The organism is Mucilaginibacter sp. PAMC 26640 (assembly GCA_001596135.1).
Classification (GTDB): Bacteria; Bacteroidota; Bacteroidia; order Sphingobacteriales; family Sphingobacteriaceae; genus Mucilaginibacter.
Genome location: CP014773.1, coordinates 1,069,303 through 1,081,455 on the forward strand (window position 1 = coordinate 1,069,303; position 12,153 = coordinate 1,081,455).

General features: G+C 45.7%; 9 protein-coding genes. All 9 read left to right on the forward strand.

Annotation, left to right across the window (positions count from 1 at the left end; translation table 11 throughout):
• The first annotated feature begins 88 nt into the window (after positions 1-88).
• The 9 genes from A0256_04640 to A0256_04680 all read left to right on the forward strand — a co-directional run bounded on the left by A0256_04640 (position 89) and on the right by A0256_04680 (position 12,071).
• Entirely contained in the window at positions 89-2,452 is a 2,364-nt protein-coding gene (locus A0256_04640) for an alpha-rhamnosidase (GenBank protein ID AMR34427.1), read from the forward strand.
• Positions 2,453-2,740: 288 nt separating this feature from the next.
• Positions 2,741-3,496, forward strand: a complete 756-nt coding sequence (locus A0256_04645) for a chromosome partitioning protein ParA (protein ID AMR30760.1) — start codon at positions 2,741-2,743, stop codon at positions 3,494-3,496.
• A gap of 22 nt (positions 3,497-3,518) precedes the next feature.
• On the forward strand, positions 3,519-5,528 hold the full coding sequence (locus A0256_04650; protein AMR34428.1) for a transketolase: 2,010 nt from the start codon (positions 3,519-3,521) through the stop codon (positions 5,526-5,528).
• Between the two features lie 81 nt (positions 5,529-5,609).
• Positions 5,610-6,305 (forward strand): ribose-5-phosphate isomerase, encoded by a 696-nt coding sequence (locus A0256_04655; protein ID AMR30761.1) that lies wholly within the window; start codon positions 5,610-5,612, stop codon positions 6,303-6,305.
• Between the two features lie 130 nt (positions 6,306-6,435).
• On the forward strand, positions 6,436-7,533 hold the full coding sequence (locus A0256_04660; GenBank protein ID AMR30762.1) for a transaldolase: 1,098 nt from the start codon (positions 6,436-6,438) through the stop codon (positions 7,531-7,533).
• Positions 7,534-7,643: 110 nt separating this feature from the next.
• Positions 7,644-8,267, forward strand: coding sequence for a hydrolase (locus A0256_04665; protein AMR30763.1), 624 nt, complete (start codon positions 7,644-7,646; stop codon positions 8,265-8,267).
• A 1-nt stretch (position 8,268) separates the two neighbouring features.
• The gene (locus A0256_04670) at positions 8,269-9,696 is read left to right on the forward strand and encodes a phosphogluconate dehydrogenase (NADP(+)-dependent, decarboxylating) (protein AMR30764.1); all 1,428 of its coding nucleotides are present in this window, start codon (positions 8,269-8,271) and stop codon (positions 9,694-9,696) included.
• A 126-nt stretch (positions 9,697-9,822) separates the two neighbouring features.
• Positions 9,823-11,337, forward strand: a complete 1,515-nt coding sequence (locus tag A0256_04675) for a glucose-6-phosphate dehydrogenase (GenBank protein AMR30765.1) — start codon at positions 9,823-9,825, stop codon at positions 11,335-11,337.
• Positions 11,338-11,345: 8 nt separating this feature from the next.
• Positions 11,346-12,071 carry a 6-phosphogluconolactonase gene (locus A0256_04680; protein ID AMR30766.1) on the forward strand — a complete coding sequence of 242 codons (726 nt, stop codon included), beginning with the start codon at positions 11,346-11,348 and terminating at the stop codon, positions 12,069-12,071.
• The last annotated feature ends 82 nt before the right edge of the window (positions 12,072-12,153 follow it).

Genomic DNA, 12,153 nt, shown 5'->3' on the forward strand with positions numbered 1-12,153 from the left:
ATATTGTTGATAAATGGTTGCTGTAGTTTTTGTTATGATAAATTATCTACCTTTAAAAACCAGAATAATACCTTTAATCATGACGTTGATGCTAAAATCTATATCCACGGTATGTTTATCGCTGCTGAGCCTGCTAGCCGGTGCGCAAAACATTAACCCCTTGCTGTTATCAAAACCATGGAAAGCCTACTGGATCACGGCGCCGGGCGCGCCGCCACGCGAGTATGGTGTTTTCTACTTTCAAAAAACGGCAACGCTGCAGGAGAAACCCGCTCACTTTGTTATCCATGTATCGGCAGATAACCGGTATAAATTATATGTAAACCACCAGCTAGTTTCCCTCGGCCCTGCCCGTGGCGATACCTATTACTGGAACTTTGAGACCATAGATATTGCTCCTTACCTCGTGGCCGGCAAAAACAGCGTTGCCGCCACTGTTTGGAACGAGGCAGCATACCGCCCCGAAGCACAGATCTCCGAGCGCACCGCTTTTATTTTACAGGGCGATACCAAAGCGGAAGAGATACTCAACAGCGACTGGACCTGGAAGTCTGCACAAGACATGGCGTACAAACCGCTTACGGGTGTAGGCTACAGTACTTATTACGTAGCCGGCCCCGGCGAAATGGTGGATATGCACCAATCCGTAAAAAACTGGCAGGATAGTACCAGCCACTGGGTAAATGCCGCCGGAATTGAACCCGGCAACCCAAAGGGTATTGCCAATGCCTTTGGCTGGATGCTGGTGCCATCTTCGCTCCCTCAAATGGAGATGAAACAGCAACGCCTTTCTTCGCTCAGAAAAGCTACGGGTGTTACCGTTCCGGCATCGTTCCCTATCTCAAAAACCGCGTTTACGATCCCGGCGAATACAAAAGCATCATTACTGCTCGATCAATCATTTTTGACGAACGCTTACCCTACGCTCAATTTTAGCGGTGGCGATAATGCAGGCATCTCGCTTACCTACTGCGAATCACCGATGAAAAACACGGGCAATACCTATGAGATTGTAAAGCCTAACCGCAACGAGGTGGAAGGCTATAAGTTTGTGGGCAGAAAGGATAGCATCATCTCAAACGGCTCCAATGCACAAAGCTTTACCACATTGGCATTTCGCACTTACCGGTATATTTTGGTAAACATTTCTACTAAAAGCCAGCCGCTCACCATCGATGATATTTATGGCACGTTTACAGGCTATCCGTTCAGGTTCAACGCCAAATTACAAACCGGCCTGCCCGAAATGCAGCAGATGCTGGATATTGGCTGGCGTACCGCCCGCTCCTGCGCGGTAGAAACTTACTTTGATTGCCCCTATTATGAGCAACTGCAATATGTTGGCGACGGCCGCATCCAGGCGCTGGTATCCTACTTCAACAGCGGCGATGACAGGCTGGCGCGTAATGCTCTTAACCTGATAGATCATTCGCGCGTGGCCGAGGGGATTACACTGAGCAGGCACCCTTCTTATAGTCCGCAGATAATTTCCACGTTTTCGCTTTGGTACATTGCCATGCTGCATGATTATTGGATGTATCGTAACGATGCGGCTTTTGTAAAAGATAAGCTAAATGGCACCCGACAGGTGCTGGCATTTTTTGCCAAATTTCAACAGGCCGACGGGTCGCTAAAAAACACACCGTACTGGCGCTTTGCCGATTGGGTATCTACCAAAGGCTGGGATTTTGGGCAGCCACCGCAGGATGCCGGCGGCAACTCGGCCATACTGGATATGCAATTGCTTTGGACCCTGCAGCAAGCCGCCGAAATGGAAAGCAAACTGGGCCTGCCCGTGTATGCACAAATGTATGCAGCCAATGCCGCCAAGCTAAAAGCAACTATTCAAAGAAAATACTGGGATGCAGCCAAAGGCTTTTACGCCGATACGAGGGATAAAGAAACCTGGTCGCAGCATGCCAATGCACTGGCTATCCTGAGCGGCGTGGCGGGACCAAGCACTAACACGCTCGCTATAAAGCTGGAGGCGGATACCAGCCTTGTAAAATGTACCATTTACTTTAAATATTACCTGCACCAGGCCCTCGTGAAAGGCGGCCGGGGTGATAATTATATGAACTGGCTGGATGTTTGGCGCAAAAACATCACTACCGGGATGACCACCTGGGGAGAGATAAGCGATCTGGAACATACGCGCAGCGACTGCCATGGCTGGGGTGCCAGTCCGAATATTGAATTCTTCCGTACGGTGCTGGGGATAGATAGCTACGCACCGGGTTTTAGCAAAATAAAAGTGGAACCACACTTAGGCAGCCTCAAAACTGCCTCGGGCGAAATTCCGCACCCCAACGGTACGATTGCAGTAAACTATCAACTTAAGGGGAGCAAATGGGCTGTGAGTATCCATCTGCCTGCTGCCACACATGGCGTTTTTATTTGGAGGGGTAAAAGTTATGCGCTAAAGGCAGGGACAAACAATTTAGCTATTTAATTCAGCCAGCGCCCGCTCCGCCAAAAAGGCTTAATTTAGATGATGAGGGAATGATTTGGCGTTGTTTAGTCAATGTCATAAACAGCCCAATTGCTTATCCGTTAAAACTTTTTCGACTATTTGTGGGTTATGAAATCATCCGTTTCGAGATAAATTGGGTTAATATTTTGAACCGAAACGCTTGCCCCAAATAATGTATAGTGTATTAATATACATTTTATACTTATTTATTATTAAAAATGTGATATTTACAAACTCAACCCGCATACATCTTATTATCACTGGTTAATGAAAACTACACCCAGCCAATTAAAAATCCTCTCCATTGATATCGGTGGATCAAGCATCAAAGCCACAATTTTAGATAGTAAGGGCAACCTTAAAATGGATTATAAAAAGGTAGTTACCCCAAATCCTGCCAATCCAGAAAATGTTATTAAATCTATCAATGTGCTGGTAAAAAGTTTTCCCGGTTATGATAAGGTCTCCGTGGGGTTCCCCGGTTATGTACGTAACGGCGTTGTTAAAACTGCTCCTAATCTTGGTAACGATTTTTGGAAGGATATCAACTTTAAATCGAAGCTGGAAGAAGCTTTGGGTAAAGATGCACAGGTGGTAAATGATGCCGATATGCAGGGCCTCGGCGTAGTTAGCGGCAAAGGACTAGAGATGGTGATTACCCTGGGTACAGGTTTTGGTACGGCATTGTTAATGGATGGGCACCTGTTGCCGCATTTAGAAATTGCACATCACCCGGTATCAAAAGGCCGCGATTACGACGAATATATAGGTGATATAGCGCTGGATAAAGAAGGCGTTAAAAAATGGAACAGCCGTATAAAAAAGGTTTTCAAGATTTTAAAAACCGTTTTTAATTACGACTATTTATATATAGGTGGAGGCAACTCCGACAAGCTGAACTTTAAGCTTGATAAGAACATGAAAATAGTAACCAATGCCGATGGCATAAAAGGCGGGGCAAGATTGTGGCAGGAAGATAAACACCCGGTTACGCACGTTGCAATGGCAACCCCAACAAAATAATAAACTTTTCTTTGATAAAATGATGGAAAAACCAAATCAAGAACTCGAAACATTAGCAATAGATACCGTAAGGATTCTCTCAGCAGATGCGGTACAAAAAGCAAACTCGGGCCACCCGGGTACCGCAATGGCGCTGGCACCAATGGGCCACGTACTTTGGACCAAGTTTTTAAATTACAATCCAAAAAACCCCGATTTTGTAAACCGCGACAGGTTTATCCTATCTGCGGGCCATGCTTGTATTTTACAATACAACTTTTTGTATCTAACCGGGTACGATCTAAGTTTAGATGATATCAAAGCTTTCCGCCAGTTAAACAGCAAAACCGCCGGTCACCCGGAGTATGGTTTGGCACCGGGTGTTGATGTAACGACAGGCCCGCTTGGCCAGGGTTTTGCCAACGGTGTAGGCTTTGCTATTGGAAAAAAGCATTTGGCTGCCCGCTACAATAAACCAGGTTTCGACCTGTTCAACTATAATATATATTCTATCGTTAGTGATGGCGATATGATGGAAGGCATCACATCTGAGGCGGCATCATTAGCAGGCCACTTACAGTTAGGTAACTTGATCTACCTGTACGATGATAACCACATCTCTATTGAAGGTAGTACTGACATTGCCTTTAACGAAGATGTATCGGCCCGCTTCCGTGCATACGGATGGCATGTGCAGGAAGTACCAGACGTAAACGATACCCATGCTTTAGAGCTGGCGTTGATCAATGCTAAAACCGAGACACAAAAACCATCATTGATCCGTGTTCGTTCATTGATCGCTTATGGCAGCCCTAATAAATCAGGCACTGCAGGTTCACACGGTTCGCCGCTGGGTGCCGATGAAATTAAACTGGTAAAAGAATTCTTTGGATTCGACCCGGAGCAATCATTTAACGTACCTGCCGAAGTGTTGGAATATTACCACAAAAAAGGTGCACGCGGAGAAAAAACAGAAGCTAAATGGAATGAGCTCTTCGCTAAATACAAAGAGAAATTCCCGGAACTGGCTGCCGAGTATGAAACTGCGCTAGCAGGCGACCTGCCAACAGGCTGGGCCGATAAACTGCCAACCTTTAAAGCATCAGATCCTAAAATGGCAACCCGCCAGGCATCAGGTAAAGTGCTAAATGCAGTTGCAGCTAACCTGCCAAACTTAATAGGTGGTGCAGCAGATTTGGCCCCATCTACAGAAACCAACTTAAAAGAATACGATTCGTTCACGTCAGAAAACAGGGCAGGCCGCAATTTCCACTTCGGGATCCGCGAGCACGCCATGGGTGCAGCGTTGAATGGTATGTCGCTTACTAAAGGGGTGCTGCCATTCGGTGCAACATTCTTGCAATTTGCTGATTACATGCGCCCGCCGATCCGTTTGGCCGCCATTATGAAGATCAACCCGATATTCGTTTATACACACGATAGTATCGGTTTGGGCGAAGATGGTACTACTCACCAGCCGGTTGAGCATTTAGCATCGCTGCGTGCCATTCCAAATGTTACCGTGATCCGCCCGGCGGATGCCAACGAAACATCTTACGCATGGAAGATAGCGATTGAGAAAAAAGGCGGACCTACTGTGCTTGTATTCACCCGCCAGGGTTTACCAATCCTTGATCAGGATAAATATGGTAAAGCAGCGGGTGTTGAAAAAGGCGCTTATGTGCTTTCGGAAGCAAGTAAAGGTGTGGATCTGATCCTGATGGCAACCGGTTCTGAAGTAGCACTGATCATGGATGCACAGGCTAAACTGGAAGCAGACGGTATCTCTACCCGTGTGGTAAGTATGCCATCATGGGAGCTGTTTGAAAAACAGGATGCAACTTACAAAGAGTCGGTGTTCCCTAAAGCGAGCCGCAAACGTTTGGCAGTTGAAATGGCATCCCCAATGGGCTGGCATAAATACACTACCGACGAAGGCGATATGCTGGGCATGACCACCTTTGGTGAATCGGCCCCTGCGGATGACCTTTACAAACACTTCGGCTTTACAGTTGAAAACGTAGTAAACAAAGCTAAAGCGCTGTTGAAATAGATATGAGATCGTAGATATGAGATTTGAGATTAAGGCTGCTTCGGTCTCAAATCTCAAATCTCACATCTAAAATCTAAAAGAATGAGTTTAATAAGCGAGTTAAAATGGTCCGCCGATATTATTAATCAAAGCGGCAAGCAAAAGGTAGCGCAGCAAATTGCCGGTATGGTGAAAGATGGCGATATCCTTGGCGTTGGCTCGGGCTCTACCGTGTACCTGGCACTGCTGGCGATAGCAGAGCGCATAAAAGCAGAAAAGCTGCATGTAATGGCTATACCAACCTCGCTGGAGATCTCGATGTTTTGCAGCAAGCTGGGCATCCCGCTAACTACATTGTTTGAACATACGCCAGATTGGTTATTTGATGGTGCCGACGAAGTCGACCCTAAAAATAGCCTGATCAAAGGCCGCGGCGGGGCAATGTTTAAAGAGAAACTACTAATAGCCAGCAGCCCGCTGAATTATATCATTGTAGATGACAGCAAGATGGTGCCCAAAATTGGCACAAACTTTCCTGTACCGATAGAGGTATTTCCGCAGGCTTTATTGCATGTGGAGAGCGGATTGAAAGAGCTGAAAGCGAACAGTATCGTAATCAGGCCTGCTAAGGGTAAAGATGGCCCGGTTATTACCGAAAATAATAATATGATACTCGATTGCTATTTTGATGATGTACCTGATAGTTTGGAGCGCGACATTAAGAGCATTACGGGTGTGATAGAGAGCGGATTGTTCATTGGTTACGAACTCAATATCTTAATGGCGGCTAATAACTGATCAATTTTACCTGATTGTAGCAAAACGATGAGATTGGCTTAACACTATAACATTTAATAATTAAGACCTTTACATAACAACAGGGCAATTGCCTTGCAAAACACAACAATTAAAATCAATATTCCTGAATATGGCAACTAACAACGTTAAACAAATACATGATTTCGGCCAGAGCATCTGGTTAGATTTTATCGATAGGCAAATCCTTTCAACTGGTAAGCTAAAGCAGATGATTGATGAGGATGGTTTAAGAGGTGTCACCTCTAACCCGGCTATTTTTGAAAAAGCAATTAGCAGCAGCAGCGATTATGATGCAGACATTGCGGCTTTAAAAAAGGAAGGTCAAACCACCGAAGAATTGTTCTTTGAATTAGCTGTAAAAGATATCCAGGATGCCTGCGATGTGTTTGATAGTGTTTATAACGACGAGGTTGTAGGTGCAGACGGTTATGTCAGCCTGGAAGTGTCTCCTTTCCTGGCATTGGATACCGAAGGCACTGCCAAACAGGCGGAGTTGCTTTGGGAAAAAGTGGACCGGAAGAACGTCATGATCAAGATTCCGGGTACACAACCGGGTTTAGCGGCTATCAGACAGACTATCGCAAAAGGCATCAACGTAAACGTTACTTTGCTTTTTGGTTTAGAGCGTTATGAAGCCGTTACCGAAGCTTATATTTCTGGTTTGGAAGATCATTTAGCTGCAGGCCATAAAATTGCACACATCTCATCAGTAGCAAGTTTCTTCTTAAGTCGTATCGATGTAATCGTTGATCCGCTTTTGGAGGCAAAAGGCGAAAAAGACCTGGTTGGCGAAATCGCGATCGCGTCAGCTAAAAAGGCTTACGAAATTTACAAAAGAGTATTCAGCACCGAGCGCTGGAAAAAGCTGGAAGCAGAAGGTGCAAAACCACAACGTTTGCTTTGGGCGAGTACCGGCAGCAAGAACCCTGCATTTAAGGATACCAAATACGTAGAGGCTTTGATCGGGCCGGATACCGTTGATACAGTTCCATTGGAAACTGTTGACGCTTTCCGCGATCATGGTGTTGCTGCCAATACGCTGGAAAATGGTTTGGATGAGGCTACCGCCGCTTTAGCCAAATTGAAAGAACTGGGCATAGACCTGGATGCTATTACCCAGCAACTGGAAGATGAAGGCATCGAGAAATTCAACAAGCCTTTTGAGAAGCTGTTAAAAGCTATTGAAGACCAAAAAGATAAGGTTTAACCTAAACACAAAAGGGGGAGTTGCAGGTTGCAAGTCCCCCTTTTGATAGTATTGCAATTTTCAAAACAAATACGTTTAACCGCTACTTATAATTACTAGGTTAACCATATATGAAATATAACGATCTCAAGATACTTTTCTTCGATATTGGCGGCATTTTGCTCACCAATGGCTGGGGGCATGAATCGCGCAAGGAGGCCTCCAAAAAGTTCGGACTGGACTATGACGAAGTGAACGTCCTCCATAACTTTATCTTTAACGTATATGAGATTGGCAGCATTTCGCTGGATGAATACCTCGATACGGTTATTTTTAATCACCCCCGTGATTTTACCCGCGAAGATTTTACTGCTTTTATATACGAGCAATCAAAGGAATTGCCGGAGATGCTTGCCTATTTAAAAGAATGGAAAAAGGATTGCGGTTTCCGCATTATTTCTGTGAATAACGAGGGTAAAGAACTGAACGATTACCGGGTCAGAAAATTTAAGCTGCATGAGGCTTTTGATGCATTTGTTTCCTCATGCGAGGTGAAAATGCGCAAGCCAGACCCTGGTATCTGGCAGCTGGCAATGGGTATCGCCCAGGCTACGCCAGAGCAGTGTGTATATTTCGACGATCGGATCATGTTTGTAAAAACTGCCGAAAAGCTGGGCATCCGTGCCTTTCAGCATGTCGATTTTGAAACAACCAAAAAAATATTAAACCTCCTTAAAGAAGAAAACCGCAATTAACATGAGCGACACAACAGATAAATATGCCTTTGGCATGATCGGCTTAGGTGTAATGGGCCGCAGCTTACTATTAAATATGGCAGATCACGGCTTTGCAGTAGCAGGCCATGATAAAGATGCCGCAAAAGTAGAGTCATTAAACAAGGAAGCGGGCGACCGCAAGGCAAAGGGCTTTGGCGATGTAACGGAATTCATAGCCAGCCTGACCACGCCCCGCGCCATAATGATGCTGGTACCGGCCGGTAAAATTGTGGATGCCGTAATTGAAGAGCTTACACCGCTTTTGGAGAAAGGCGATATATTGATAGATGGCGGGAACTCCCACTTTACCGATACTAACCGCCGCGTAGACCAGTTGGAGGCTATAGGCCTGCATTTCTTTGGCATGGGTGTATCCGGTGGTGAAGAGGGTGCACGTAAAGGCCCGAGCATGATGCCGGGCGGCGATAAAGACGCCTACAATGTAATGAAGCCTATATTTGAAGCCATTGCCGCAAAAGTGGATGGCGTGCCTTGTGTAACCTACATTGGTCCCGGTGCATCCGGTCACTTTGTAAAAATGGTGCATAACGGAATTGAGTATGGCATTATGCAGCTATTGGCCGAGACCTACGAGATCATGAAAAAGGGCCTGAAGATGGATAACGATACCATAGGTAAGGTTTTTACCGATTGGAACAACGGTCGTTTACAATCTTTCCTTTTAGATATCACTAAAGACATTTTCAAATACAAAGCTCCGGGAACCGACCACCTGTTGCTGGACGATATTAAAGATGAGGCCCGCGCTAAGGGCACCGGTAAGTGGACTTCTCAAGGCGCTATGGATCTGCAGGCTCCTATCCCAACGGTAGATACGGCCGTAGCTATGCGCGATCTGTCTAAATACAAGGCCCTGCGTACAAAAGCAGCCGGCATTTACAGCACGGAAGATCACCAGGCCATACCCGGCAGTGCAGAAGAGTTATTAGCCGCTATGGAACAAGCTTTCTACTTTACAATGATCATCAGCTATGCACAAGGCATGCACATGCTTTCGTTAGCGTCTGCCGAGTATAAGTACGATCTGAAGCTTGATGAAATTGCCAAGATCTGGAGAGGCGGTTGTATCATCCGGTCTAAATTCCTGGAAAATATTTATGGCGCTTACGGTAAAGATAAAACACTTGAACACTTGTTGCTGGATAGCGACGTGGCCGCATTAGTTGAAGGTACTTTACCGGGCATCCGTAAAGTGGTTGCTGCCGCGGTTACTGCCGGCATTTCAGCGCCTGCTTATGCATCATCTTTAAGCTATTTTGATGCTTTCCGCAGCGAGCGCATGCCATCAAACTTAACCCAGGCACAACGCGATTATTTTGGTGCGCATACCTACGAACTGATCGGCAAAGAAGGAACGTTCCATACACAATGGGCACCAGCTGAATAATAAGATTCAAGAAGTTAAAAGACAAGAATCAAGCATAAATAACAGCAGGATGAAAGAATTAAGAACCACGAAAGATCAAATATTTCTGGCTCTTAATTCTTACCCCTTGCTTTTAAAACATCCCCAATGAGCACAACGAGCAAAACAGAGCCTACTATATTCATCATCTTTGGTGGTACAGGAGATTTAAATTCGCGCAAAATAGCACCGGCCCTCTATAATCTTTTTTTAGATGGCTGGCTGCCTAAGCAGTATTCTATCATCGGCACCGGTCGTACTAAATTAACCGATGAAGAGTTCAGAACCAATTTACATAATGATATCGACCAGTTTTCGCGCAGTGGCAAAACCGACCCCAAAAAATGGGAAGAATTTGCAGCTAACATCTATTATCAGGTATCGGATGCTACCGATGCAGTTACCTACAGGGAGTTTGGTAAACGCATAGATAAACACAACGCCGATTGGAAAACAAAGGCTAACGTATTATTCTATCTGGCGGTTGCGCCTAACTTCTTCCCAATCATCGCCTCCAATATTTCCAAAGCCAAACTGGCCGAAGATAAAGACCGGGTGAGGATCATTATAGAGAAACCGTTTGGTCACGACCTGGAGACAGCCAAAGAACTAAACGCCTTGCTTTCGGGCATTTTTGATGAATGCCAGATCTACCGGATCGATCATTACCTGGGTAAAGAAACCGTGCAGAATATTATGGCGTTCCGCTTTGCAAACTCCATTATGGAACCATTGTGGAACCGTAATTATATCGAGCACGTACAGATATCGGTTACCGAACAGTTGGGTGTGGAAGAACGCGGCGATTATTATGACGGATCAGGCGCAATGCGCGATATGATTCAGAATCACTTATTGCAGTTGCTTTGCCACGTTGCAATGGAGCCACCTGTAAGCTTTAGTGCCGACGAAGTGCGCGACCGTAAAGTAGATGTACTAAGAGCGATGCGCAAATTCACACCGGAGGATGTACGCAATTCTGCTGTTAGGGGCCAGTATGGCAGCGGCTGGATGAAGGGCCAGGAAGTACCCGGATACCGGGAAGAAAACAAAGTGAATCCGGATTCGAATACCGAGACCTTTGCAGCCATCAAATTCTTTGTGGATAACTGGCGCTGGCAAGGTGTTCCTTTTTATGTGCGCACCGGCAAAAGACTGCACCAGTCATCATCTGTTATCACCATCCAGTTTAAGGATGTGCCGCATTTGATCTTCCCTACCGAAGCTGCCGAAAGCTGGCAGCAAAACAGGCTTATTATCAGCATCCAGCCGGAGATGAGCATCCGTTTACAGGTACAGGCTAAGCGCCCGGGGATAGATATGGTGCTGAACGTAGTAGATATGGTGTTCGATTATAAAGGTACCTATTCCACACAGGCTCCCGAAGCGTATGAAACGTTGTTACTGGATACCATGCTGGGCGATCAAACCCTGTTTATGCGCGGCGACCAGGTGGAAGCTGCCTGGGAACTGGTAATGCCGATCTTAAATACATGGCAGCACAAAAAGAGTTTAAACTTCCCTAACTATTCTGCAGATTCATGGGGCCCTGAGGCTGCCGAGGCTTTGATAGCCCGCGATGGTTACAATTGGTTCACACTGCCGGTAAATGGTAAAAAATAAGCATAGCTATGAAGCTTAATATATTTGAATCGCCGGATGAGGTGATAAGCCAAATGGCAGAATTCTTTGCGAAAATCGCTAAGGAATCTATCGAGAAACATGATCGCTTCAGTGTTGCGCTGAGCGGCGGCAGTTCGCCTAAGAAATTGCATGAGCTATTGGCCAGTGAATACCGCGATAAAGTAGAATGGGAAAAGGTATGGTTCTTTTTCGGCGATGAGCGCGATGTGCCTTTGACTGACGCACAGAGCAACTATTTGATGGCTAAGCAAACTTTGTTTGATCCGCTGGAGATCAACCCTGCGCACATCTTCCCGGTGCAAACCAACTTGGGAGCTGAAGAAGCTGCTAAAGATTATACCAGCAACCTCATCAACTTTTTCGACGGGCACAATGCCAGTTTTGATTTGATCATCTTAGGCTTGGGCGATAACTCGCACACGGCGTCCCTTTTCCCGCATACATCAGTTTTGACGGATGAAAGCGCTTCGGTGCAGGCACTCTATATTGATGAAGTCAAAATGAACCGGATTACCTTCACTGCTCCGTTGATCAACAATGCATGCCACATAGCCTTCCTTGTTTATGGTAAAGGGAAAGCGGAGGCCGTAAAGCATATCCTGGAAGATAAAAAGGATATCCAGCTATACCCGGCACAGCTTATTGAAGAAACCGACAACGGCGACCTGCAATGGTTTATGGATGAAGCCGCTGCTGGAGAGTTAAAGAAGTAGCATAAAATCTGCTAAAATAATAAAGCCGATAGCAGTTATGTTATCGGCTTTATTATTGGGTATGTTTCGCCTCCCTTTCCAT

Excerpts from the sequence above, each read along its gene's own strand:
- A0256_04640 (AMR34427.1), top strand. The coding sequence starts at position 89 with ATGCTAAAATCTATATCCACGGTATGTTTATCGCTGCTGAGCCTGCTA.
- A0256_04645 (AMR30760.1), top strand. The coding sequence starts at position 2,741 with ATGAAAACTACACCCAGCCAATTAAAAATCCTCTCCATTGATATCGGT.
- A0256_04650 (AMR34428.1), top strand. The coding sequence starts at position 3,519 with ATGGAAAAACCAAATCAAGAACTCGAAACATTAGCAATAGATACCGTA.
- A0256_04655 (AMR30761.1), top strand. The coding sequence starts at position 5,610 with ATGAGTTTAATAAGCGAGTTAAAATGGTCCGCCGATATTATTAATCAA.
- A0256_04660 (AMR30762.1), top strand. The coding sequence starts at position 6,436 with ATGGCAACTAACAACGTTAAACAAATACATGATTTCGGCCAGAGCATC.
- A0256_04665 (AMR30763.1), top strand. The coding sequence starts at position 7,644 with ATGAAATATAACGATCTCAAGATACTTTTCTTCGATATTGGCGGCATT.
- A0256_04670 (AMR30764.1), top strand. The coding sequence starts at position 8,269 with ATGAGCGACACAACAGATAAATATGCCTTTGGCATGATCGGCTTAGGT.
- A0256_04675 (AMR30765.1), top strand. The coding sequence starts at position 9,823 with ATGAGCACAACGAGCAAAACAGAGCCTACTATATTCATCATCTTTGGT.
- A0256_04680 (AMR30766.1), top strand. The coding sequence starts at position 11,346 with ATGAAGCTTAATATATTTGAATCGCCGGATGAGGTGATAAGCCAAATG.